At 36.8% G+C, this 22189-nt stretch carries 34 protein-coding genes; 5 read left to right on the top strand and 29 right to left on the bottom strand.

Annotated elements, in window-relative coordinates:
• Positions 1-6: 6 nt before the first annotated feature.
• From INF30_RS12150 to INF30_RS12050, 21 genes are all read right to left on the bottom strand, one after another.
• Positions 7-1971, bottom strand: a complete 1965-nt coding sequence (locus tag INF30_RS12150) for an ICP22 family protein (protein WP_226395392.1) — start codon at positions 1969-1971, stop codon at positions 7-9.
• Between the two features lie 65 nt (positions 1972-2036).
• Positions 2037-2444 carry a fimbrial protein gene (locus tag INF30_RS12145; RefSeq protein WP_330601323.1) on the bottom strand — a complete coding sequence of 136 codons (408 nt, stop codon included), beginning with the start codon at positions 2442-2444 and terminating at the stop codon, positions 2037-2039.
• Positions 2445-2744: 300 nt separating this feature from the next.
• Complete coding sequence (locus INF30_RS12140) at positions 2745-3305, bottom strand: hypothetical protein (RefSeq protein ID WP_226395391.1); 561 nt, start codon at positions 3303-3305, stop codon at positions 2745-2747.
• On the bottom strand, positions 3302-3916 hold the full coding sequence (locus INF30_RS12135) for a hypothetical protein (protein WP_226395390.1): 615 nt from the start codon (positions 3914-3916) through the stop codon (positions 3302-3304). The genes INF30_RS12140 and INF30_RS12135 overlap by 4 nt, the downstream gene beginning before the upstream one ends.
• 74 nt (positions 3917-3990) lie before the next feature.
• On the bottom strand, positions 3991-4239 hold the full coding sequence (locus tag INF30_RS12130) for a hypothetical protein (protein ID WP_205131041.1): 249 nt from the start codon (positions 4237-4239) through the stop codon (positions 3991-3993).
• 273 nt (positions 4240-4512) lie between these two features.
• Positions 4513-4704, bottom strand: coding sequence for a hypothetical protein (locus INF30_RS12125; protein ID WP_205132111.1), 192 nt, complete (start codon positions 4702-4704; stop codon positions 4513-4515).
• A 92-nt stretch (positions 4705-4796) separates the two neighbouring features.
• A complete protein-coding gene (locus INF30_RS12120) occupies positions 4797-5036 on the bottom strand; it encodes a helix-turn-helix domain-containing protein (RefSeq protein WP_226395389.1) in 240 nt (79 codons plus the stop codon).
• Entirely contained in the window at positions 5020-5463 is a 444-nt protein-coding gene (locus tag INF30_RS12115) for a sigma-70 family RNA polymerase sigma factor (RefSeq protein WP_226395388.1), read from the bottom strand. The genes INF30_RS12120 and INF30_RS12115 overlap by 17 nt, the downstream gene beginning before the upstream one ends.
• 351 nt (positions 5464-5814) lie before the next feature.
• Positions 5815-6207, bottom strand: coding sequence for a hypothetical protein (locus tag INF30_RS12110; RefSeq protein ID WP_226395387.1), 393 nt, complete (start codon positions 6205-6207; stop codon positions 5815-5817).
• Positions 6208-6220: 13 nt separating this feature from the next.
• Positions 6221-6664, bottom strand: coding sequence for a signal peptidase I (lepB, locus tag INF30_RS12105; protein WP_226395386.1), 444 nt, complete (start codon positions 6662-6664; stop codon positions 6221-6223).
• A complete protein-coding gene (locus INF30_RS12100; protein ID WP_226395385.1) occupies positions 6657-6983 on the bottom strand; it encodes a hypothetical protein in 327 nt (108 codons plus the stop codon). The genes lepB and INF30_RS12100 overlap by 8 nt, the downstream gene beginning before the upstream one ends.
• A 1-nt stretch (position 6984) precedes the next feature.
• Positions 6985-7929: a ParM/StbA family protein gene (locus tag INF30_RS12095; RefSeq protein WP_226395384.1), complete on the bottom strand. Its 945-nt coding sequence runs from the start codon at positions 7927-7929 to the stop codon at positions 6985-6987.
• A 47-nt stretch (positions 7930-7976) separates the two neighbouring features.
• Positions 7977-8546 carry a hypothetical protein gene (locus INF30_RS12090; protein ID WP_226395383.1) on the bottom strand — a complete coding sequence of 190 codons (570 nt, stop codon included), beginning with the start codon at positions 8544-8546 and terminating at the stop codon, positions 7977-7979.
• Positions 8547-8549: 3 nt separating this feature from the next.
• Positions 8550-8717: a hypothetical protein gene (locus INF30_RS12085; protein WP_226395382.1), complete on the bottom strand. Its 168-nt coding sequence runs from the start codon at positions 8715-8717 to the stop codon at positions 8550-8552.
• A 413-nt stretch (positions 8718-9130) separates the two neighbouring features.
• The gene (locus INF30_RS12080) at positions 9131-9583 is read right to left on the bottom strand and encodes a hypothetical protein (RefSeq protein ID WP_226395381.1); all 453 of its coding nucleotides are present in this window, start codon (positions 9581-9583) and stop codon (positions 9131-9133) included.
• Between the two features lie 102 nt (positions 9584-9685).
• Positions 9686-10054: a sporulation initiation factor Spo0A C-terminal domain-containing protein gene (locus INF30_RS12075; protein WP_226395380.1), complete on the bottom strand. Its 369-nt coding sequence runs from the start codon at positions 10052-10054 to the stop codon at positions 9686-9688.
• The gene (locus INF30_RS12070) at positions 10044-10310 is read right to left on the bottom strand and encodes a helix-turn-helix domain-containing protein (protein ID WP_226395379.1); all 267 of its coding nucleotides are present in this window, start codon (positions 10308-10310) and stop codon (positions 10044-10046) included. The genes INF30_RS12075 and INF30_RS12070 overlap by 11 nt, the downstream gene beginning before the upstream one ends.
• A 218-nt stretch (positions 10311-10528) precedes the next feature.
• Complete coding sequence (locus tag INF30_RS12065; RefSeq protein WP_226395378.1) at positions 10529-11314, bottom strand: hypothetical protein; 786 nt, start codon at positions 11312-11314, stop codon at positions 10529-10531.
• Positions 11304-11804 carry a sigma-70 family RNA polymerase sigma factor gene (locus tag INF30_RS12060; protein ID WP_226395377.1) on the bottom strand — a complete coding sequence of 167 codons (501 nt, stop codon included), beginning with the start codon at positions 11802-11804 and terminating at the stop codon, positions 11304-11306. Before INF30_RS12060 ends, INF30_RS12065 begins: the two co-directional genes overlap by 11 nt.
• Positions 11805-11941: 137 nt before the next feature.
• Complete coding sequence (locus tag INF30_RS12055; protein ID WP_226395376.1) at positions 11942-12478, bottom strand: hypothetical protein; 537 nt, start codon at positions 12476-12478, stop codon at positions 11942-11944.
• Between the two features lie 47 nt (positions 12479-12525).
• A complete protein-coding gene (locus INF30_RS12050; RefSeq protein ID WP_226395375.1) occupies positions 12526-12672 on the bottom strand; it encodes a hypothetical protein in 147 nt (48 codons plus the stop codon).
• A gap of 209 nt (positions 12673-12881) precedes the next feature.
• Here INF30_RS12050 and INF30_RS12045 point away from each other — a divergent pair, with 209 nt between their 5' ends.
• Positions 12882-14204 carry a sensor histidine kinase gene (locus INF30_RS12045; RefSeq protein WP_226395374.1) on the top strand — a complete coding sequence of 441 codons (1323 nt, stop codon included), beginning with the start codon at positions 12882-12884 and terminating at the stop codon, positions 14202-14204.
• Positions 14205-14216: 12 nt separating this feature from the next.
• Here INF30_RS12045 and INF30_RS12040 read toward each other — a convergent pair whose 3' ends face one another.
• Positions 14217-14786, bottom strand: a complete 570-nt coding sequence (locus INF30_RS12040) for an accessory gene regulator ArgB-like protein (protein ID WP_226395373.1) — start codon at positions 14784-14786, stop codon at positions 14217-14219.
• Positions 14787-14991: 205 nt separating this feature from the next.
• Here INF30_RS12040 and INF30_RS12035 point away from each other — a divergent pair, with 205 nt between their 5' ends.
• Positions 14992-15726, top strand: a complete 735-nt coding sequence (locus INF30_RS12035) for a LytR/AlgR family response regulator transcription factor (RefSeq protein ID WP_226395372.1) — start codon at positions 14992-14994, stop codon at positions 15724-15726.
• 274 nt (positions 15727-16000) lie between these two features.
• Here the strand turns inward: INF30_RS12035 and INF30_RS12030 are convergent, their stop codons facing one another.
• From INF30_RS12030 to INF30_RS12000, 7 genes are all read right to left on the bottom strand, one after another.
• The gene (locus tag INF30_RS12030) at positions 16001-16279 is read right to left on the bottom strand and encodes a hypothetical protein (RefSeq protein ID WP_226395371.1); all 279 of its coding nucleotides are present in this window, start codon (positions 16277-16279) and stop codon (positions 16001-16003) included.
• Positions 16280-16311: 32 nt separating this feature from the next.
• Positions 16312-16596 (bottom strand): hypothetical protein, encoded by a 285-nt coding sequence (locus tag INF30_RS12025; protein ID WP_226395370.1) that lies wholly within the window; start codon positions 16594-16596, stop codon positions 16312-16314.
• An 11-nt stretch (positions 16597-16607) separates the two neighbouring features.
• Positions 16608-16922 carry a DUF6870 family protein gene (locus INF30_RS12020; RefSeq protein WP_226395369.1) on the bottom strand — a complete coding sequence of 105 codons (315 nt, stop codon included), beginning with the start codon at positions 16920-16922 and terminating at the stop codon, positions 16608-16610.
• Entirely contained in the window at positions 16922-17218 is a 297-nt protein-coding gene (locus INF30_RS12015; RefSeq protein WP_226395368.1) for a DUF6870 family protein, read from the bottom strand. Before INF30_RS12015 ends, INF30_RS12020 begins: the two co-directional genes overlap by 1 nt.
• 872 nt (positions 17219-18090) lie before the next feature.
• Positions 18091-18321, bottom strand: a complete 231-nt coding sequence (locus tag INF30_RS12010; RefSeq protein WP_226395367.1) for a hypothetical protein — start codon at positions 18319-18321, stop codon at positions 18091-18093.
• Positions 18322-18971: 650 nt separating this feature from the next.
• A complete protein-coding gene (locus INF30_RS12005) occupies positions 18972-19436 on the bottom strand; it encodes a hypothetical protein (protein WP_226395366.1) in 465 nt (154 codons plus the stop codon).
• A gap of 116 nt (positions 19437-19552) precedes the next feature.
• The gene (locus tag INF30_RS12000) at positions 19553-19936 is read right to left on the bottom strand and encodes a hypothetical protein (RefSeq protein ID WP_226395365.1); all 384 of its coding nucleotides are present in this window, start codon (positions 19934-19936) and stop codon (positions 19553-19555) included.
• A 75-nt stretch (positions 19937-20011) separates the two neighbouring features.
• On the opposite strand from INF30_RS12000, the gene tnpA reads away from it, so the two are divergent.
• From tnpA to tnpC, 3 genes are all read left to right on the top strand, one after another.
• Positions 20012-20416 carry an IS66 family insertion sequence element accessory protein TnpA gene (gene tnpA, locus INF30_RS11995; protein ID WP_070090334.1) on the top strand — a complete coding sequence of 135 codons (405 nt, stop codon included), beginning with the start codon at positions 20012-20014 and terminating at the stop codon, positions 20414-20416.
• Complete coding sequence (tnpB, locus tag INF30_RS11990; RefSeq protein WP_226395364.1) at positions 20406-20765, top strand: IS66 family insertion sequence element accessory protein TnpB; 360 nt, start codon at positions 20406-20408, stop codon at positions 20763-20765. The genes tnpA and tnpB overlap by 11 nt, the downstream gene beginning before the upstream one ends.
• 290 nt (positions 20766-21055) lie before the next feature.
• Complete coding sequence (gene tnpC, locus INF30_RS11985) at positions 21056-22117, top strand: IS66 family transposase (protein ID WP_226395363.1); 1062 nt, start codon at positions 21056-21058, stop codon at positions 22115-22117.
• Positions 22118-22189 lie beyond the last annotated feature (72 nt).

Below are 22189 nucleotides of genomic sequence, written 5' to 3'. Positions count from 1 at the left end.
CTCCCGTCAATACTCTGTATCGTCTTTTCGTCTACGGCGAATATCTCTTCTGGATCTCGGAACAGTATGGAAATCGTCAGTAAAATGTTCCTGATATTTTTCAGATGACGGGATACCTCCCATTTCCTTGAAATCTTGCTCTGTGAGTGGTGATCCTTCTCTTAAAAACTCATCCCGGCGAAAATCCTTTCCATGAATTTCACCCTTCCCTGCCTCACGGGAAGAAAGCGTATCACTATCGCTATGCTCCTGTATACGTCCAGATACTTCCATATCCGGATTCGTTGTTTCAGAAAAGACCGTTTCAGATACGGTGCTTTCTCCGATCTCATTGAGGATGCCTGGTCCACTTGAATGAAGGTCTTGAGTGCTGTTTCCGGAAATGTACTCTCCTTCAGAAAGTCCGCTGCCAGCACTGCCGCTGGTAACACCCTCGAGATCCATATCCTTTTCCGTCATTCCTCCAGAATCGAGATCCATTCCAGGAATTTCCATTTCTTCATCTTCCCGCGGATAATCCGGTACTCCTTCTCCGTTCTCCATCGTCTGGCCTGTCCACTCTTCATTTCCTTCACCCATAGGAATCGGTTCATTGTCTTCCACATTCTCTGCGTAAGCGGTTCCCTGTTCTGACTCATCCTCCACAGTACCTGCAAAGTTCCCTGCTGTTTCTTCATCGTTTTCTATCATACCGGCATCCGCAAACATCGTATCTTTTCCATCACCTGGCACAGGATTGCCTTCTTCATCGGACTGTATCGTTTGATCTCCACCACTTTCAAAGAATGCATCTGCTCCTGCAGTATTTACTTCAGGCTGATCCATTTCCGGAGCTGCCCCCATCTCTTCCAAAACATCATCCTGGCTATCTGGTTCATCATATCCTGCATCTGCTGTAAAGGCTTCCGTACTTTCTGCCTCTGTTTCCTGCACTGGTGATTGGTTCATTTCTTCCGGTTCCACACCGCCAGGACTCATAGGTATCGGGCCATTTCCTCCTGCCATATTGACATCTCCTTCTCCGTTATTTGAAGAAGTTCCGTTTTCTGTCGAAGAACTTCCCATGCCACTAAATGATCCTGAAGTATGGGAGAATAATCGACTCGCAGCCATCATAAGGCCCATTGCTCCAATTCCATTGGAAGGCCTTCCTAAATTGACCCCGAGTGCTGCCATATAGGAGTCCAGCTTATATGCGATCTTACAAAATCCGATCAGACACAAGGTAGCAATGAAAAACTGTGTAAATCCTAACCCGGTTGCCATCAGATTACCGTAGCCGCTTAAAAACATCTTCATGCACCATGCATTCATAATGATCAAAACAACCTGACCACCAAACATCTTAGCCCATGATGCAAGAATGTTATTTGTCGCTTTGGAACCGCCGGTCGCAAAAGCAAGCGGGGAAGTATAAGAGAACACACCGAGAAGTACATACCGTTCCGCTATAATGAACAACATTTTGAAATAGTTCCATGCAACTACAAACTGCATGATCAGCATTAAGATCGTAATACTCAATGTGTTAATTCCAAGCCCCGCAGAAAGAACATCCAAAGCGTTTACAAAATCCGAGAAACTCTCTACTTCAATTTCTGTTCCGGCTACCCACTGATACGGGGTCCCTGCAACACTCAAAATATAATTTGCAAGCGGTCTGGCAAAGATTACAAAAAAAAGGCAGATACAGCTCCGGCAGACCAATTCCACAGGGTCTTCTGCTGTACCTCTTCCAAACATTGCTTTAAATAACTGCCATACCAGGATTAATAGCAAGATTGCTACGCCAAGTGGCAGGATTGCATTTTCATACAAATCTTTTACCACACCAAACAGATCTTCAAACAGGCTTAAATCGCAAGAAACCAATTCCGTAAACATATTGGTCAACAGATCCATCATGTCAACCAGAAACTGTGAACAAACTTCTCGGATTCCTTCAATTAATAGCTCTATCAGCCAGCTCAACTGCCGTCATATACCTCCTTTCACTGACCGGGAGAGCGCCGGCTTTTTCCTGATTTTAATAATGATTAAGATGTAAATTCCTGCTTTGGAACCAATTCTTCCATGTAATTTACAATCGCACCCAAAGCCATCAGAACCGCCCAGCAGATAATGATCCGCTTTAGCCAGATCCGCGATTCGTCCACGGTCCTGCCGGATTTAGAAAAATTCATTAAAAACAGGCAGACCGCAGAGCATACCACCGCAGCAACTGTCGCAATACCGATTACATCATTATAGACTTTCTGCATTGCATCTTTTGCCATTGTAAAAATATCTTCGGCAAATACAGGCTGAATCATAAATGCTGTAAGTCCCGCTACGAGAAAACAAATAAACATAAACTGGGGAATCCATTCTGTCATCTTACCTGCAGATGGATTCCCCAATTGGTTTCCCGTTCCCTTATGAAGTTGTCGTATCAGCTTAAACAAGCACCAGCCTCCTTCCTTCATTATTTAAAGCACAAAAAAACAGCCCTTTCGGACTGTTCGCTTTGCTTTATTATAAGGTTTTGCGGCTCTCCATGCATACGTTCCGCATGCACAAAACTTTACGATATCATTCTATACTGATTGAAATCGTCTGTCAATTTCATTACAGCCGCAATTTAATCGCATTTTTGTAGTAATTTTATCGCAGAGAAAATTATAAAGAAAAAGAAGCGGAGAATACTTGTCAAATTCCACCGCTTCTCTTCTGATGAATGGCTTTGAAAGCCTAAAATATGAAAATCAGATTACATGACAGCCTTTGGCAATTTTATACTTCGATCTTTGCTTATATAAATTGTTTTTCGAATCCCCTTTTTTCAATCCGTGGACTCGTTTGCCGTACTGTGGCTTTTTTTGAAATGGGAATATGTTCTCCTTTTTTCTACCCTGCTCTTCTTTTAATATACCATGAAAGGCATAACATTTTTTCCGCCATTCTAATGCTTTTTCAGATTTTGTATCGCTTAAAAGCCGAAGAATCGCTAGCGGGCACTCCTGCTCCTGCGGAAGTTCATCTTCATATTTTTCATCACAAAGCAGATTGTAAACCCTATTCTCATGAATCTTGATCTTAAAAACAGCCGCCTTAATGCGGCATTTTCCTGACAAAGATATCGTTCTTACGGCAGCATAATAGATGTCTTTATGAATACAGGATTGGACAATCTCCATAGCAGGACGCAAAAGACCATTATCTTCATGTACCTGTTGGGTCAGCATCCGGTCACACTCTTCTTTAATCTTCTTTCCCCACTGATTTTTGTTATGAGGTAATTCTATTTGAAAACAGATCCAGCTCACTTATCTTCTCCCCTCTTTTCAATAAGTTCGTAATCTCCCGGGATAAACCTCACTCTCCATCGATATGCCCCATTGCTCCAGTATGCGGGCCTGCCATTTATTCCCGGGCATTTAACTAAACATACTCTTTCTCCTACTCGCACTATATCATCCATGAATTTTTGCTGATTTATGAATGTTATCTTTGATCCTATCGGATATTTTCGTAACTTTGCTCTAGTTTTTAGAGCTTCATGATACTTCCTGCATGAGTTTCTCCAATCAAGTGCATACTTATTTGATGTTTCTGTCAGTAATTCCAATATAGATATGGGGCATTTACAATATTGTATTCCTGGCCCCACCGTCTCATCCATAGGCTTATATGAAAAGTTTTCCTCCGAATTACTGTCGAAACATGTTCGAAAAATAGCAGCCCATACCTGACAAGAGCCATCTGGTTTCATCGACTGCACCGCAGCATAATATGTACTTCCAACCATAGCAGATTTTAAAATCTTACTGTCTTTTTCCATACCTCTTGTAAGTTCCGCATCACATTCCTTCTTTCTGTCAAAGACCTGTTTTCCATTTTTTGTATAAGTATTCACGTGATAAGATATCCATCCCATACTTTCAACTCCTTTCAATCGACAGAAAGAGTCTTATCTCTTTCTGCCGATTTTCCTAATTAAAGTAATTCCTCTTATGCTGCAGCTATTGCAGAGGCAGCTTCTTCCTGCTGGAACTGAATACTGTAAACGAAACTTTTCGTTTCCACAACAATACGCTCCTCGTCTGAACGAATGATCCGTTGCACTTTCTCTGTTTTATGCCATCTTCCTTTTCTGTAATAACTTACCGGCTGCCCTGTAGCAATTGGGAATAACACTGACCCGTATGTAAAAATCATACGTTTAATTTTCTCTGCTTTTTCGCATTTCATTTTTTTCATCCTTGTTCCTCCTTTTCGATATTTTTACTTGACACAATTTTTACTTAAACAAAAAAACACTGATTACTTTTACCAAAATAATCAATGTCTTTCTGCTTTTAAAAAATGCAATATTTCTGCCAAAATTAACTTCCAACTGCTCCGTTGGAATAAAATTCTAATAACTGGCACTGTGAACCTGCAGTTATAAAATGTGTCACTTATATCATAAAAAAAGAGGTCTTTTTTGTCAACAGGGTATCTTCTGACAGTTTAAGAATACACATCTTCTTTTCACAGTTTCACTTGATCACTGTAATACTGTTCTTTGAACTCTTCAGAAAAAATTTCCTGTTCCGGATCTGCTTTAAAAGCAGCAATTGCACGTGTCAAACGACACATACACTCAAAGTCATCCATCATCTTTGCTCCGCTATAAGAATTTTCCAAGTACTCAACAATAGCTTTGTAATTTTTCTCATCCATCTTCATTTCCCTCGCTTGTTTTTTATGGTAACATTTCTATTTGTTCTCTGTTTCATTACTCATTATATCTTTCAGCCCTGTCTTACGCAAGTCTATACAGAATATAGCGCAGCGACCGTGGATTCTCTCTTTGCCTTTTCCAACGGAAACTTAAAAATGCATTTTAAAGTCGTATAAACCAGTTCCTGATATAAGTCTTCTTCAAATTTTCCTCTAATTTTAGCATGGCTTACCAATAACGGACGATACATTTCTACAATCTTTACCATCGCATTTTTATCTGCCATTTGTGCTCTACGCAAAATTCTCTCAAATTCATCTTCTCTTTTCATATTTGGTTCCTCCCACAATCTTACGTACTTTTTTTATTGAATTATAATAGGTGTCTTCTGCTTTTTTTTTCGTAATTCCTTCAATTTCTCCAATTTCTTTAAAGCTCTTCTCATAAAGAATCCGAAGGCACATAACCTCTCTTCCCATCTTGGAGAGACTGCAGAATGCTTTTAGAAGATGGTTATCTGTAATCTGATGAAGGAGTTTCTCCATTTCTATGATCCCCTTAAATTCACACCCCATTACTTCTGTTTCGTCTAAAGGCTGTTGCGGTTCTTCCAATGACTCTTCCAAGTCCTTTTCAGATAATACTTCATTTTCAAGTATCAAATATTTTGTTTTACAATATGTACGAATCGTATTTTCTACTGCATGTAAGAGATAATTACTAAAGTTCTCCTGTACAGTTTTTTTACCTTTTCTCATCTGGTTTCCTCCTGAAATTTTTGTCTGAGTGCAGCAAGAATTTCCAGGCGGAGCCCGATTCTGAGCCAGTCTTAAATCAGACTGTCTATGTAAATAAAACTCATTTACAAAAAAAGACCGTTAGAGAGTCTTCTAACAGCCTTTTTATTCCTCTGTTTTCTTCTTTAGTTTCTCTTTTGCTCATGCGAATCACCCTTTCTAAATCTCAGCACTTAATCCAGAAAAGGGACTTACATGCAGTGCCACAAAACCTGAGATTTATTTTCCGGTTTTGTATGTGTTCCAAGTCACCATTTCGACATTATAGCAAAAAAAACTTTCCGAAAACTTACTTTTATCATATATTTTCAATTATGGACTTTTTACATAGTTTTCTACAGCCTCCATCTCTATCTGTTCTACTCTGTCTACGGGGTATTCAGTTCCATCAAAATCATGAATTTCCTCTTTTTCAAGAGCATCCTCAATCATATCTGTAAGTTCATCTTTTTTACAGCCCGGTTCAAAAATATATCCACAATTGGGACAGATTCTATACCATACCACAATATGCATACTGCAAAGCGGACAGATTTTTGTTTTTGTCCGGTTCTTGATTTGAACAAATACTGAATAGGCCATTTGAAATAAAATTAATGCCGACAGAAGATACAGCATCCAGTCATAATGTATCCACACTAGTCCGATGCAGATTAGTTCAGCCAGTGATAAAAAAGCGAAAAGGTATTCTCCTTTTTTGAACATATACACTCTCCTCCTATAATTTTTTCGCTACAACGCCAATAATTTGACACCGATAGACGACTCCATATATACGTGAGTCTTTTGAATTTTCACGATTATCTCCCATCAGAAAATACTGGTCCTCTACAAGCGTAATACTTTCTTCTCTATCATCCCCATCGGTATCAACGCTCCCCTGCTCTTCTCCGTTTATCAGCAGGATATTGTCGCAAATCGTAATCACGTCACCCTGCACTGCGACAATTCTCTTAATCACATACTTATCTCCCACGTATGCTACCACGGCCTGATTTTTTTCTGGATTTTCCCGTTTATTAAATAAAACCAAATCACCATCTTCATAAGATGGAGACATAGAATTTCCACTCACAACTGCAATTCCCCAAAACAACTGAAATATTATGACCGCAACAGCTGCAGCTGCAATTGAACAAAGAACTGGATGCTTTTTAAACATTTTCTTCTCCTTCCAAATACTTTAGTAAATCTCTATTTTTTTGAATCATGGACAGATCCTCTTCATCTACCTGAACTTCTTCATCAAAGCGAATCACTCGCTCCTGTTTCACTGATTCCTCATCTTTATAAAACAAATCACTTTTATAATCAGTATTTGTTTTCTGATTCGTGTCTTCACTGCAATATGCTAAAATTGCCTTTACAACGAATCTCGTTTTTCTATGTCCCAGTGAATTTAAAAGGTCAGCAACTTTTCTGTGATCCGGATCCTGTGGATCAAATCCTAGTGAAAATCGATATGGATTACTCTTTCCCATATCATGTTTCCGCAGAGTCGGCAAGTTCTGCCAGATACTGTTTCTTAAACCCTTTTACATTAGCTTGCGGATCATCAACAATAAAATATTGGCTATTATATCTAACCCACACATCTTCGATCAGATCTGTTAAAAGAATAGACCCGCCACCTACAAACACTGTTACGGTTGTACGTATGTCGATTCCCAGTTCTAAAAAGGTTCCTAACAGCTCCACTAAATAATCTTTTGCTATTTCAAAAGTCCGGCGAAGCACTTTCTCTGGATACTGTGTATTCCTTTTAAATAAAATATTATCGATATCTGTTTCATCCAGAAGGAGATTGAAATGCTGTCGGATTCCTGCATTGATCCGCTTATAAAGTGTAATGATTCCTTCCGGTATAGAATCAATCTGAGTCGGTTGCACGACACCGTAACGTACCATCAGATAATCTACTGTAAATCCTCCGATATCGATGATCAAAACCTTTGAGTACTCAACAAGACGCAATCGATTAGCAATAAGAAGATAGGCTGAATATGCCTGCATATAAACTTTTACGTCTGTATATGTAATCTGATAAGGTCTATTTTTGTAAAGGAAATGTACTGTTTTCCCTTGACGGTAAAAATACTCCTGAAATCTCCGTTTTTGCCTGCCATAATCTCCAGGCGGCAGCCCCACAAGCAAAGTAATTGGGATGATCCCTTTCGTTCTTACATTCCCTTCTTCTCTTTCCAGTTCTTTTGCTATTCCAAGCAGCGTCAGTATATAATATCTTTCATCTGCTGTTTTATCCTGCAAATATGTTATTCTTTGACTGTTCTCTATGTAATTAACACCTTTATAACAGATCCCTTCTTCTCCGTTCAGAATCCTTTGTTCTTTCACTTTGATCCCAGAATGGAAAATAAAATGATCTGTCTTTATCATCTTGTTACCAGTATCTACCCCTAAGATCAACTCGTCCTCCTTTCCGCCCTCTTTAGGCTGCACACGCATTATCAGTTTCAGTCTTTTAACTCTCCATGTTCATACGCATCTCTGACTTGAGCCAGCAGCTTTTGGTTCTGTGGCTCATATCCCCACAAAATATTCCCAACTGCTTCAAACGCTCTTTCTCTCCATCTGAAATAAGTGGCACGATGAATCCTCGGTATTCTTGGAAAATGAGGTTCCAATTTGTCCAGTATTTCGTCTACATTTTCCGCACGATATGCGGACATATAAGTGTAATACAATACCCAGTAATATCGCTCTCCCTGCGGATGATACTTTCTCATCAACGCCACCGCCTCATCAATCAGTTTTAGGTATTTATTTGCCTGATTAATGGCTTCAATCCTCTCTTTCATATTTTCCATATCAAGATTGATATCCATCCCTGCCTGATAAATACTATCTAGAAATTCATCTACATTAGTTCCATATTCTGCATGAAAACTTTGTTTTACCTGATTGATTTTAATCTGCATTTTCCAATTGACCGAACGGTAAATTTTGAACAGAGAAATGATGTCATGATAGTATTCGTTATCCTCCCCTTTATCCTCTTTTGAAATTACTCCTGATTTTCCCACGCGCTACCTGCCTTCTTTCTGCTCTGCTTTTTCTTTTTCGGGAAATTGTTCTGCAAAATAACGTTGCATCTCTTCATCTGCCCGTTTTCCGACTGACAGGAACATACAGGTCAATACTGTGAACAATGCCAATCCTCCCAAAATACCTAATCCAATACACACTGCCTTCATCTTTTGCTCCTTTCTTTTTATGGTTGCTCTCACCTGAAAATTGATACTTTTGGTATATTAGCTATATGCAATTATCAAGGTGCACTAATATATACCAACTAAAAAAAGTGCCGTTTTCTGTAAAATTCTTTAAAATTTTTCAAAAAAAGTGAAATTTAACCGCATAAGTGTGCATTATCATGATTCTTTTTATGGATATGTAAAGATAAGCTATCATTTGATTTGAGGATTTTTTATGAGATGTTTTGAATGTAAATTAATAAGTTTAGAATATAGTCCCATAGAAGCATCCATATAAGATAAAGACGCCAACCACAAAAACTAGCGTGGCTGGCGCTAAATTGTTCTCTGAAATTTGAATATTAATTTATAAGGAAATATAGTATCATTTCAATTCATTTATATTTAGTATGCTATCTGTATGTATTTATGTCCTCACTTGTTGAGAGATATTCAATTTCTACTTTTCTTTTTATCATACTCTTTAAAATCTCTATCCATCGTTTCTGGGATATTCCGCCGACAATTATAATCGTATTTATATATTGCTTTTCCACTAATTGTAATACTTTCTTCGCAGCCCAATTCTGACATGATTTATTAAAGCTATTCGCTTCAAGTAGCACCAGCACCTGAAATCCTCTTTTCTGGCAATAATCGAATAATCGTTCTCTGTAATCTCCCATCATTTTTTTCGAGCTCTGCAGATATCCACTATCGACTAAAATCAAAGTAGGTTTCCCTCCCTCTATTTTTACTATAGCTGTTTCTCTGTGTCCAATAAATGCTGTTCTGACAAATCGGCAAATAGACATTGTCCTATTTTTGACGATATGTATAATGTTCATCAAATATAAAAAAGCCATCTTTCTCACCTCGTTATAAAATAGTTCCTACTTTATATAAACGTGAAATAGACGGCTTTTCTGTAAAAAAGCTTAATTTCTTTCAATTTCTGTGATATATTCTTAGTTTAACTGTGATGCTTCAATATCAAGATTCGAGATAAAGTCATACAGTATTGCTAAAAATTTTCCTGCTGCTGGCCTCCGTGACAGCTGACACTCTGCCATAAAGCATAAAAAGTCCGAATTGTCTTTCCATAAAATATTAATTACAGTTCGGATACTATGTTCAACTGCACGCCAGTCTGTCTTGTATTCTTTTGCAAGATCTGGATATAGTAATTTAGAAACATATAGTAATCGTTCTTGATCCTCAGATATTAAATACATAGCATGAGAAATATAATGAAAACCTCGATAATTTGCTGTAATTCCCAGTTTGCGTAACAGCCATTGCGATACCTTTTCATATTGAATCGGCTCAAGCTGCATCCTCCCCACTCCTTTGCAGTAATTCCCTGAAATTTTTAAGAAATATAATCACTTCTTCCTCCGGAAGTAGCAGAAGAAAATAGATAAGTGATAGTGCAGAAAATCCATATTTCCCATGTTCCTGATCAAAATACGAACGTGGCGCTATGTGAAGCTTTTCAGCCATCATTTCCTGCGAATATCCTTCTTGATCACGGAATGCATGGATTTCTTTTCTAAGATAACCCATTAACAACTGTTTGGAATTTCCCTTCATCCATTGCCCCCTGCTTTCGACAAATTTCTGGAAAATTTTACCTTATATTGCAAAATTGAGCTATGAGGCGCACCTCAGTACTCTCCAAAAATATAATCGCACCTAAAAAAAGAACGGATTACTGCCGTTCTTGATATCGCTATATTTATCCGCTTATATCTTTTTTAGACTGGAGAAAAACACTTTTCTGTATGATGTTGTTTTTCTCCAGCATCTATTTAGTACTTCAAAGAATTAATGATCTCTTTCATACTCTCAAGAGGAATTCGTCCTTTCAGGGTGTATCGTATTCCATCCTTTACAAAAACTGCGCATTTCTCTGATACATAATCTCTTACATTTTCATCAGTTTGATCCTCCAAAATATTAACTTTATATCCCTGGTCGGAAATATAACTTTCAACAAACTTATACATTCCCAGATAATCCACCGTCCACCCGTTAACTTCTTGTTCTTTACTTAACATAATATCAATTGATAGAGAAACAGATGAGGTATATTCCTCTCCAGAATTGTAAAAGTATCTTTCTTCCTCTGAATTATATATATAATTACTGGTATCACCAAGAACATAATTATCTACCGTAATAATGGCAAAATCTTTATTATCAGTCATAATATGCCCACGCATATATGGATTATTTTGAGACAACTCGGTGTCTAATAGAGGAATACCTATCTCTCTTTTTATACTCTCATAGTCTGAATAGTCTTTATCACTCATCCCATATTCGTCTATATTTCCATTAATAGACTCCGCATCTACCGCATACATCTGACTAAGCTCAGGTGTTTCCTCTTCATTTACCGTAATACGACTTAATGCATAATATCCTGCAAACGCAGTGCCTCCGGCCAGAACAATTATAGCTAGGGAAGCTGCAATACTGGTTAGTAATTTATATGATTTTTTCTTTGAACAGCTACTTCTTATCCGTTTCTTCAGATTCTCATCCATATAAATCATATTCAGTTCTTTATCTATTCTTTCCTTAACATTCATATCCGTCCTCCACAAGATTTTTTTTTAGTTTCCCTCTCGCTCTTCTCAGGCGTTGTAATGCAGTATTTTCTGAAATATGCATGATAGGAGCAATCTCTTTTATATGAAGTTCTTGATAATAATATAAGATGATAATTTCTCTATCTACGTCATTTAGACGCATAATTGCCCTCGAAAGAGAATCTCTGTCTACAACTGCATCTTCGAAAGTTTTTTCGCCAATTGTGTCTTCATCAAAATCGTTATTCTTTCTGATCCGAAACCATCCACCTCTCATTTCGTTCTTACATACATTTATTGCAATTCGTGTTATCCATGTTTTCTCACTGGATTTGTGTTTAAAAGTTTCATATGATTTCATAACTTTTATAAAAGTCTCTTGTACTGCATCTTCTGCAAGTTGGTAATCTTTTAAAAACAAATAACACATACGCAAAAGTGTATTCCCATATTCGTTAATAAGTCTTTCAAGTTCATTATCTGTCGGCATTTTTACTCCTTTCACTATAATAGACACATTAACTGCTTATCACATTACACTTAAATCTAAAAAATTCTGTCTGCTTTTATTTTATTAAGCAGACAGAATTTCATTAAAATATTTCTCTATTTTGGAACTTCAAAGTTTTATAAAGTCGAAACAGTTCCGCTCCCAACTAAATATCTCGTGTCGGAAAGATAATCATTATTTGTAATTTTTACTTTATAGCTACCGCCGTTATCAAGCCCAGTAATCGTTCCAGACTGGGTACTTCCAACAGAAAATTGAAGGTTTCGAGAATACCATCCAACAATGGAGACTGTATAAAGATGACCATTATACCCGCTTACAGTCTTTCCGTTTAAATCTTCAACATGTGCATTTGCTTTAACCAAAACTTTACTGCTATGTACGGTAAAGTTGCTTGATGATACAGAATATCGAATTTTAAATGAAAAGCTTTTATCAATTCCTCGTGCATTCGTATTCCAATGTACGTATTCTCCTGTGTCCGGATTTTCATAGTCTTCGCCTACATATACAATATCTTCTCCATTTACGATCAGATACTCCCTTTCGTCAGGGGTAACAGTCTCCTCTTCTGCAGCAAAAGTTGTCATGGATACAGCACACATCATTGCTAAACATAATAATAGAGCTGCAAGTTTTTTAATACATTTCATAACTTTCTCCTTTAACGTTAATAAGCTTTAGAGCTATCCTACATTAACTATTTGCTTCTTCTTTCCCTTTTCATATCTTTTATTTCATCCGGGATTCTAGGATCAAACATACCAGGAATCATACACTTTCCTACCGCATGTTTTCCAAGATTGATTGCCAAGTTACCAATGCTTCTTTTTAATTTTTCCTTCATTTTTACTTACCCCTTTCATATTTGGTAATACAAGTATAACCTACTCTTTTTTTGAATTAAGATATTATGAATAAAAAATATTTTTATCCGAAAAATCGTAATACAAGTTCAAAAAATCAACGTTTATTCAGTAATAATCGTTGATTTCAAAAAACCTAAGTAATATAATGTAGGTGATTTCAAATAATTAAATATGAAAGGGTGTAGATATGACATTGCAAGCAATACAAATACTCCCGTATTTTTTAAGTGTTTTTTCCTATTTGCTACCCATTTGCTGTTTTTTACCATTCAAGTTGAAACTCAGACAAAAAGCAGTACTATTTGTTATATTATTAATCAATATGTTATTGATTGGATTTGTTCTTGGTAACATTGGAGTCATTCTGTTAATTATAAGCACCTGTGTTTATATTGCAATACTCAATCCCAATCGTTTAATGAATATCTGTGTCTTTATAGCCACCTATCTTTTCTGCGTACTTTGGGATAATCTTTATTCTTTATTATGGGATACATTCATTTATCCTATTACTGATTTACAAGCCCATTTTATGTACTATGTTATTTACATAATTTCATACATTGCACTTTTAGGCTGTATTTGTCCAGTAATAGGCCGACTGCTCCATTTTGTTATCCAGAAAATCCATGCCGGATTGTCTAAACAACTTCTATTACTTATTGCTACAAATCTGGGGAGCTGTCTATTTATTTTTTTGTTTAATATAGTAATTGGGGAATGTATTGGATATAGCCGTAGTATTATAACATTTAATTGTATCTTGTTTGCCTGCTACTTTGTCATCAGTACCATCCTAATCGTAAATATCATAAAAGCTCATATGGAAAAAGTGGATATGGATATGCGTCGGGATACCTATAATAGGTTGCAGGAATATACTAATCAAATCGAAAGCATGTATTCTTCATTACGATCTTTTAAGCACGACTTTTCTAATATCATGCTTTCCATGTCGGGATATATCGAAGCTAACGATATGGACGGTTTAAGAGAATATTTTGATAAAGAGATTTTACCATTAGGCAAGAAAATCACAAAAAACACATCACATATGAACCAACTGATGAATATCAAAAATACTGAGCTCAAAAGTATCCTATCCTCTAAGTTGCTATATGCAGTAGAATTAAATATCAATGTTTGTATTGAAATGACAGATGAAATAACCTCACTTCCAATAGATACACTTGACCTATGTCGGATTATTGGAATCTTTCTTGATAATGCTATCGAAGCTACAACGGAAACAGAGCAGCCTTCAATCCGCTTTGCACTAATTAACTTGGATACGGAATATATCTTTATCATTTCTAATACCTTTTTAGAAAAGGGCATTCCATATGCCACTTTGGCAAAACCCAATGTATCCACAAAAGGAGCGAACCGCGGGATCGGACTATATAATGCCCACGAAATCATTTCTAAATATAATCACGTATTTTTAGACACTGAAATACAAGATGATATTTTTACGCAGCGCCTTCACATATCAAAACAATCTTCTTAAAAAACAGGAGCATTAAATGCTCCTGTTTTTTAGATAAGACGGAAGAATAGATATTGTTTCAAATACTACCGCAATAAATAGTAAATATGGAATGCGACCTGTCACATTTTCCACAATAACGGTTAGAAACATATATGTCAAAACTATAAACCCCGTTCTATTTCTGAGTTTTATATAATTTTCTTCTGAGATTGGATTATTCTCAGTACCTTGTGGTCCAATTTTAACCAGAATTATAAGACAGACAAGATAAATTCCCATTATATGAAACAACTCCATATTTAACTGTCTAGAAAACAAAACTCCAGCCATCACAAATACCCCAGTCCCAATAAGACATGCCAGACTCGTTCTGAAATGTACTCCTCCTGCGGTCATTTTTAGCGTTCCATATGCAGTCAAAAGAACAACGGCTTCCAGAAAAATTCCCGCAATTTTCGAAATCAAAAGAATCGTTCCAATCATAACGATATTATGAATCATGATTTGCAGCCCCAAACTCATTCGCATTCGATCTACATCGCTCCAAATAGTTTTATAAGTATCTAAATAATTTACAATTCTGTTCGCGATTGTTTCCATTTTCGTATCTCCTTTCTTGGAGCAATAATAGCAGAATAAAAATAACCCTTTAGGTTTTTATAATAAACGTTCATTTCTATATAAAAACTGCTTAATCCCAAACACTTATTATCAAAAAGTTGACACTTATTATTTTTCTTCTATAATAACTCAAATTATTGTATAATAAACATATCACAAGATAAAATAAGGAGTGATACTGAACATGATTGATATTTTCATCTGTGAAGACAACAAAAAGCAGTTAAGCCTCTTTCAAAAATATATATCTAATTTTATTCTTATGGAAGGTTTTGATATGCAGATTGTTCAGGCAACATCTGACCCCCATATGATTCTAAAAAAAATATTAACTTCCGAAAACACAGGCCTTTTCTTTCTTGACATTGATTTAAAATCTGATATGGATGGGCTGACACTTGCACAGCGGATCCGACAAATTCAGCCTCGCTGTTTCATAGTCTTTATTACATCCCATTCAGAGATGAGTTTTCTCACCTTTCAATATAAGGCAGAAGCTCTAGATTTCATCGTAAAGGATACTGCTGAACATATAAAATCTAAAATCCATGAATGCCTATTAGATGTGAACAATAAATACACATCATTGTACAATGATGTTACCCGAACCTTTACGATTAATCAAAATGATAAACATATTGTGATTGACTATAATGATATTATTTTCTTTGAAACATCCAGTAATATCCATAAAATTATTTTGCATGCAAGAAAACGTGTCATAGAATTTACTGGACAATTAAAAGATATTGAGCAACAATTAGATTATCGATTTTATAGATGTCATACATCATATATTATCAATAAAGATAACATCGCTGATGTAGATTTCAAAGAGCTAACCGTCCACATGAATAATGGGGAAAGCTGTCCTGTTTCTGTGAGGAGAAAGAAAGGTTTAAAGAAATTAATAAATTAAAAGACAAATTTCTTTCCTTCCATATCAGATAATATATTTTAATAATTTGTGTGTTACGCATATTTTAGGTAGATGGTGCATAAAACAAATTCCTTTATGCTGTGATAAGAAAAAGGCAAAAACCAGAAAGGATTACCTGCTGGTTTTGCCTTTTTTCTTATCTAAAAGTGAACTATTAAATATCATGCTATTTTTTTTAGCTGTAAGATTCTATGTTGATGGTTTAACCTCATCAACTTGCCGCATCCCACCTTCAAAATTATACTAACAAACTTCACCCTAAATAGGTTTTTCTTGAATTATAGATTTCACAGTAGATCTGTGCAGATGTATCCTGCATAATATTTATTTCATCATCACACACCTGAATAAACTTATTTCTGCATCTCCCACGATATAGTGTATAATCCTTTTTTAGGCGTGTAACTTCTAAAATATAATAATCTACTCCGTCTTCCTGTACTTTTCCACTCTGATTTATCACAAACCAGTACTTATTTGCATATAGGACTGAATTTTTATTTGTTTTAATAATTTTTCGATTATATTTCATCTTGCAGATTCTCATTAATATATGAATCACTTTTATACATTAGAGTCTTCAAAACTACAATATCCAATACACTGTGGCGTTGTGTACATTTCTTGCCCCATCCGTTTTACGTATACTTCTCTGCATTCTTTCCAATTAATACGTTTATCTTTGCCAGGTTTTTCTTCAATACTCAAATCTTCTTTTGAAAACAAGTCATTTCCAAACTGCTGCCAATCTTTCACAATATAATCAAACATAGCGTCTATTGTGTCAAAAAATTGTTCTTCTTCCATTGCTTCGCTTAGCGTTGATCTAACTGGACGATATTTAATCATCTTTACCTCCACTACCATTTCATTTTAACTAAACTTTCAAGTGCCTCTTCTGCAGATACACCGTTTGGTTCAAATCCTACTTTTATTAAATAGCCCTGTGACTTACAAAAATATGGATTTTTTCCGCTATTTAAAATATTTAAAATCTTCTCTTGTTTACTTAAGGTTACATCAACATCAAGATCATCAAGATCTATTGCATCATCAGGATCTATCTCATCAAACGTCATGTTCCTCATTCTAATTAATTCTTCCCTTGTAATCATAAAAACTTCTTCGTGGCATTTATTGCTCCCTATATGATCTAAGTTTTTATCGAGAAACATTACCAGCCTCCATTACGTCTATTTCCATTTTCGCTTCCTGATTTGCTTTCTAAACTCACCAAACTTTCTAATGCGTCTTCAATTGTTCTGGTTGTATCCGCATACCCAATTTTAACAATTGTATTTCCAGATTTCAGAAAATAAGGGTTCTTTCCAGATTCCAAAATCTGTTTGATTTTTTCTGATTTACTCAGTGTCACATCAATATGAAAATCCTCAACATCTATAATATCGTCTGGATTCACTTCGTCGAACGTCATATTTTTCATCCTGAGCAGTTCTTCTCTAGATATCATACTTTTCCTCTCTATTCATTTTTAAGATTGTTAAAATAAATCTGCCGCTTAAATCAGGGGCCCCAATTATGAAACAGCGGGAAAACTTAACATTTCCCGCTTAAATAACTATTTTGTATATATTTATTTTTACAGGAAAATAGCATTCCACCTGTAGCAATAATCTTTTTCACCTCCGTTTTTTTCTTTTAGTATTGCTACAAATGATTAAGTTGTAAAGTTGGACTAAGTGGCTAGAGTTCCAATCATCTCATCAGGTCTCATGCTAACTTCTAATAAGTATACCCCTCAAAAAAAGCAATGTCAAATATAACACTTAATATATTGCCCCTAATATATATTGGCACAAAATCCTCTTAAAATAATACAATCTATATTTTTAAGCTGCAGCTTTTCAATATGTCAATGTCATAAATAGTTCGGTACAACTCTTCATCAGAAATCCACCTGTCTGTATGATACCCACCAATATGATCCAGATAATTCCCCACCAGATTTTCTACATCCAGGAATACTTCTGTTAGTTCATTATCCGCATTCATACTACTCCCTTATATGCCTATGCATGGGCGCATACCAAAAAATCGTTCCATCCGGTTCCGCAAATCATCTACGTTCATGTCATATTCTTCTGCTATACATTTCTCACAATTAGGATAGCGGTACGCTAAAGTTTTTGAAATTCTTTTATCCCAGGAGTTAATCTGGCAGCCACAATTGTTACAATATTCATCTAACCATTTTACTTTACTCAAACGCATTCTCCTTTCTCCTTCTTATCATTCATCTATTATTACTCGTTTCTAAAATATATTTTCATTATTCCTCGCCGCAAGATTATACGCATGAAAATGCCAAACGCTTTGCAACCTTTATTCCTCTATAGTCTCCAAGGCGCTTATTACTGATTCAGAAAGCAGAATGTCTGCTACAACTCCTTTTTTCTTTCCTAAAATTTCAATGCTATTTACTTCCCATGAAAGTACACAGGATTGGCCACGTATATAATTTGTAAGTTCCACTTTTTTCTTTCCTGTTACTGCCCTTAAAAAAATAGGTGTTTTTTCTTTTAACGCATAATCTAACTGTCCTATTGTCATCATGTATAATGATCCTCCTATATTTATTTCGTATTACCTTTTAGATTATTCTTGAGATGTTAAACTCGATCTGATTTCACACTTATCATAGACTTTCATATCTAATCCAAATCTCCATTCATCATCTGCAGCCTAAATCTTTTCTTTCGCCTCTTCGATAGTGTCTGACCCGGCAATAACGATCTTGGCTAATATATTACAATATCAAACAGCATATCTATTCATATTCATCCTCCATTCTCAAAGATTCTTTGTCTCCTAATATTTTCTTTGTTATTGACTATCCTCCTTTTAATTTTGCAAAATTTATAAGTTACGTGATACTTATTCCGAAATAAAAAAGCACTGACTGTCATAAAAACAATCAATGCTTTTCATTCACTCAATATGCAAAAAACATCTTCTGAGTTCTCTCAGAATAAAAACTACGCTTCCATCAAAATGGAACTAAAGTAATCTGTATCATGTATATCGTACCTTCGTTCCGAATATTTGTCAACATGGAAATACTTTTCACTTGCACTTTTCGCCTAATCATCGACTTTTCGGTCTATTACAGTTCAAAAATCAATATCTTTTCACAATCTTAGAAGTATTGTGCGAAGTCACTTTAAATTTCCATTTACGTAAAATAATCCTTTGATGTTCCCTCCTCACACATGAATAAATTCTTGGAGTTCACTCCCCATCTCCTGCAGTCGCTCGCTCTCCTGCACTGGTATTTCTCTATGGAGTAAAATTGCAATTTCAAGTTCAAGGTCGTCTGGGTCCTTAGCGAAAAGCAAACGCATTGGATCCTCAATTCGATCTACAAGATCCATATAAGAACTGCTGGAAAAATAATCATTCAATTTCTCATTAGCATTCTTCCCTGCCTCCTTGCTTTTCTTATACAGCTCATAAAACAGATCTGATACAAGGAATATATTTTTCCAGTCATTTATTGCATTATCAACAAACAGATTGCAGAGGTACATATTTGGCGCCGATAGGTTTAACACCCATTTACAGTTGGTTCTTCCTACTGTACAAGCATAAATATTTTTTTTGCAAGACAGCTGTATTGTTCCCAAAAAATGCTCATCAGATTTGAACTCAGATTTTCCCCATACTTTCATTTTTTATTCCTTTCAAACGTAAAACTCTATTATAGTCATAGATTATATCAGTCTCCTAGTAACGTCAATAATATTTTAGAATTTTGACTGAAAGGATTATCTACATTTTTAATCGTCTATTTATAAGTTGCTTGCTTTTCCATGAAACAATCCTCCAACATTTTTTTACGATAATTTACATCTAAAATACATCTGTGGAATTCTATTAGCATCTTTTTATTTGCCAAATCATCGAATAATGCTATGATTGGATGCTTTATTCCGATTTCATCCGGAATTGTATTTGTTATATCATATCGAATATTCTTGGAAGTTATCATTTTATCCACTATTTTCTCAGCTAGCTTTACTATAACTGAATTTCTAAACTCAAAACATATTTGCTCAGGATTACAATTATTATATTTTTCCCATTCATAGGACAACCCAAAATTAAAAATTTGTATACCATATTTCCCATTATATGATAAAAACCCGACAATATGTACACGGTAAATCACTAGTACCGTGCTAGTTTTATCTATCTATGAGATAATACCTCCAGAAAACTACAAGTTTTTTAGAGGAGTGTCCCTATGGATAAGATCACACATCAGGTCCGTGCAGAGCACTGGGCCAAAATCATGAATGAATGCATAAACAGCGGAATGTCTAAAACTGCCTGGTGCAGAGCAAATGGGATTTCAGTGAAGCAGTTCTTCTACTGGCAGAGGATCCTGCGCAGGGAAGCTTTCGAAAATTCCCAGAATTCATTATTACCGGCAACTGCCGGACCGCATCAGGAAATGGCGCCGATGGTGCCAGCGACTCAAAGGGCAGTCTCTTTTACTGAGATCAAGCTTCCATCTTCTTCTCAGAACACAGCTCCGGTTTTTCATCCGGATCTCGTGATCCGGAAAGGCAGTCTCATTCTGGAGATTTCGAATTCTGCATCGGATGAGCTTCTCTCCCGGATTGGAGGGCTCCTGGGTGCTGAATAATGCAACCGGATTCCGAAAGATTTATATTGCTGCAGGATACACAGATTTACGCCGCGGGATTGATGGTCTGGCATCTATTATTAAATTCAACTTCCAGTTAGATCCTTATGAAAAGGACATCCTTTTTCTCTTCTGCGGCAGGCGCAGTGACCGCATCAAGGGGCTTGTATGGGAAGGCGATGGATTCCTTCTCCTCTACAAAAGGCTGGAGCTTGGCGGTTTCAGCTGGCCCCGTACAAAAGAAGAGGCACTGGAGATCACGCCGGAACAATATCAGGCGTTGATGAAGGGGCTGGAGATCGTCTCCAGACATCCGATCCAGGAAGTGTATCCTCAGGATCTCCTGTAAAGCATTGTGCAAAACGGAGAAAATCAAAAATCTTTTCGCATTCGCCGTCCAGGACAGATTGGGAGTTATCCACAGCAGAGCCTTATTGCATTCATTCAATCATGGAGTACTTACCGGCAGCAAGCTGCCGTGTGGATAAGTACTCTGAAAAACTGAAAAAACCAGTAGTTTTTTCGGCTTTTCAGAGTGTTTATCCTATGGTGAGAATGACGAACGATCTTTTTTGTGTGGTTCGCTTTTTCTTTTGTTTTGCGGTACAATAGTTTCAGCAAAACAAAGGAGCACCGGACATGTCAAAGATCTACTCACCAGAAGAACTGAACAGCTTCAGCAAAGAGACACTCGTAGCAGTGATCCTGTCCATGCAGGATCAGCTGAACCAACTGAACGCAAACATGGAGCGGCTGATCGAGCAGATCGCTGACGCAAACAATAAACGCTATGGGCGTTCTTCTGAAAAACTGGATGTTATAGCAGGCCAGTTAGAACTGGAACTCATCTTTAACGAAGCAGAAGCCCTGACAGAAACTCTTTATGTCGTTGAGCCTGCCGAAGAGGATGTGATCCAGGTCAGCCGCCGGAAAAGGAAAGGGAAACGTGAGGAAGATTTAAAGGATCTTCCGGTTGAAGTGATCCCTCATACTCTTTCGGACGAAAAACTGCAGGAACTCTTTGGCGCAGACGGCTGGAAGCAGCTTCCGGATGAAGTCTACAAAAGAGTCCGTGTTCAGCCAGCCGTGTATACAGTTGAAGAGCATCATGTAGCTGTCTATGCCGGAAGGGACAATCAGACGATCGTTAAGGCAGACCGTCCGAGAGATCTGCTGCGGAACAGCATCCTGACTCCTTCTCTGGCGGCAAGTATCATGAATGCCAAGTATGTAAACGGGCTTCCTCTGTACCGGATCAGTCAGGAATTCCTGCGGAACGACATCCACATTTCCAAGCAGGTGATGGCGAACTGGATGATCCAGTGTGCGGACCGGTATCTGGGAATCCTTTATGATTATCTCCATAAAGAACTGTACCGTTTCCATGTGCTGCAGGCCGACGAAACTCCGGTCATGGTATCGAAGGATGGGCGTCCCGTAAACAGCAAGAGTTATATGTGGATCTACCGCACTGGGAAGATCTACAAAGATACGCCCATCGTCCTGTATGAATATCAGCGGACCCGAAAAGCAGACCACCCGCAAGAATTCCTGAAGGGCTTTACAGGGGTAGTTGTCTGTGACGGCTATTCCGCTTACAGGAAGCTGGACCGGGAAAATCCGGATATCACATTTGCCGGGTGCTGGACACATTATCCCAGAAGTATTATTATTCCAGAAGAAATGCAGATCTCAGCTTAAAACCTGATGGTACATGTCGTTTTCTCGAATAACAATAGCGTATAATTAACCTCACAGATTATTATAAGGAGG

The organism is Claveliimonas monacensis (genome assembly GCF_014982975.1).
In the GTDB taxonomy this organism is placed as follows: domain Bacteria; phylum Bacillota; class Clostridia; order Lachnospirales; family Lachnospiraceae; genus Claveliimonas; species Claveliimonas monacensis.
Note: the sequence above shows the minus strand (reverse complement) of the source record. Positions and strands in the feature narration are given on the sequence as shown.

Excerpts from the sequence above, each read along its gene's own strand:
- INF30_RS12135 (WP_226395390.1), bottom strand. The coding sequence starts at position 3,916 with ATGGGATGGATATCTTATCACGTGAATACTTATACAAAAAATGGAAAA.
- INF30_RS12115 (WP_226395388.1), bottom strand. The coding sequence starts at position 5,463 with ATGAGAAAAGGTAAAAAAACTGTACAGGAGAACTTTAGTAATTATCTC.
- INF30_RS12100 (WP_226395385.1), bottom strand. The coding sequence starts at position 6,983 with ATGGGAAAGAGTAATCCATATCGATTTTCACTAGGATTTGATCCACAG.
- INF30_RS12080 (WP_226395381.1), bottom strand. The coding sequence starts at position 9,583 with ATGGCTTTTTTATATTTGATGAACATTATACATATCGTCAAAAATAGG.
- INF30_RS12045 (WP_226395374.1), top strand. The coding sequence starts at position 12,882 with ATGACATTGCAAGCAATACAAATACTCCCGTATTTTTTAAGTGTTTTT.
- INF30_RS12120 (WP_226395389.1), bottom strand. The coding sequence starts at position 5,036 with ATGAAAAGAGAAGATGAATTTGAGAGAATTTTGCGTAGAGCACAAATG.
- INF30_RS12125 (WP_205132111.1), bottom strand. The coding sequence starts at position 4,704 with ATGGATGAGAAAAATTACAAAGCTATTGTTGAGTACTTGGAAAATTCT.
- INF30_RS12030 (WP_226395371.1), bottom strand. The coding sequence starts at position 16,279 with ATGAAATATAATCGAAAAATTATTAAAACAAATAAAAATTCAGTCCTA.
- INF30_RS12060 (WP_226395377.1), bottom strand. The coding sequence starts at position 11,804 with ATGCCGACAGATAATGAACTTGAAAGACTTATTAACGAATATGGGAAT.
- INF30_RS12070 (WP_226395379.1), bottom strand. The coding sequence starts at position 10,310 with ATGAAGGGAAATTCCAAACAGTTGTTAATGGGTTATCTTAGAAAAGAA.
- INF30_RS12050 (WP_226395375.1), bottom strand. The coding sequence starts at position 12,672 with ATGAAGGAAAAATTAAAAAGAAGCATTGGTAACTTGGCAATCAATCTT.
- INF30_RS12055 (WP_226395376.1), bottom strand. The coding sequence starts at position 12,478 with ATGAAATGTATTAAAAAACTTGCAGCTCTATTATTATGTTTAGCAATG.
- INF30_RS12005 (WP_226395366.1), bottom strand. The coding sequence starts at position 19,436 with ATGAAAGTATGGGGAAAATCTGAGTTCAAATCTGATGAGCATTTTTTG.
- INF30_RS12015 (WP_226395368.1), bottom strand. The coding sequence starts at position 17,218 with ATGATATCTAGAGAAGAACTGCTCAGGATGAAAAATATGACGTTCGAC.
- INF30_RS12035 (WP_226395372.1), top strand. The coding sequence starts at position 14,992 with ATGATTGATATTTTCATCTGTGAAGACAACAAAAAGCAGTTAAGCCTC.
- tnpA (WP_070090334.1), top strand. The coding sequence starts at position 20,012 with ATGGATAAGATCACACATCAGGTCCGTGCAGAGCACTGGGCCAAAATC.
- INF30_RS12025 (WP_226395370.1), bottom strand. The coding sequence starts at position 16,596 with ATGATTAAATATCGTCCAGTTAGATCAACGCTAAGCGAAGCAATGGAA.
- tnpC (WP_226395363.1), top strand. The coding sequence starts at position 21,056 with ATGTCAAAGATCTACTCACCAGAAGAACTGAACAGCTTCAGCAAAGAG.
- INF30_RS12130 (WP_205131041.1), bottom strand. The coding sequence starts at position 4,239 with ATGAAAAAAATGAAATGCGAAAAAGCAGAGAAAATTAAACGTATGATT.
- lepB (WP_226395386.1), bottom strand. The coding sequence starts at position 6,664 with ATGTTTAAAAAGCATCCAGTTCTTTGTTCAATTGCAGCTGCAGCTGTT.
- INF30_RS12075 (WP_226395380.1), bottom strand. The coding sequence starts at position 10,054 with ATGCAGCTTGAGCCGATTCAATATGAAAAGGTATCGCAATGGCTGTTA.
- INF30_RS12110 (WP_226395387.1), bottom strand. The coding sequence starts at position 6,207 with ATGTTCAAAAAAGGAGAATACCTTTTCGCTTTTTTATCACTGGCTGAA.
- INF30_RS12020 (WP_226395369.1), bottom strand. The coding sequence starts at position 16,922 with ATGTTTCTCGATAAAAACTTAGATCATATAGGGAGCAATAAATGCCAC.
- INF30_RS12010 (WP_226395367.1), bottom strand. The coding sequence starts at position 18,321 with ATGATGACAATAGGACAGTTAGATTATGCGTTAAAAGAAAAAACACCT.
- INF30_RS12065 (WP_226395378.1), bottom strand. The coding sequence starts at position 11,314 with ATGAATGTTAAGGAAAGAATAGATAAAGAACTGAATATGATTTATATG.
- INF30_RS12085 (WP_226395382.1), bottom strand. The coding sequence starts at position 8,717 with ATGAAGGCAGTGTGTATTGGATTAGGTATTTTGGGAGGATTGGCATTG.
- INF30_RS12040 (WP_226395373.1), bottom strand. The coding sequence starts at position 14,786 with ATGGAAACAATCGCGAACAGAATTGTAAATTATTTAGATACTTATAAA.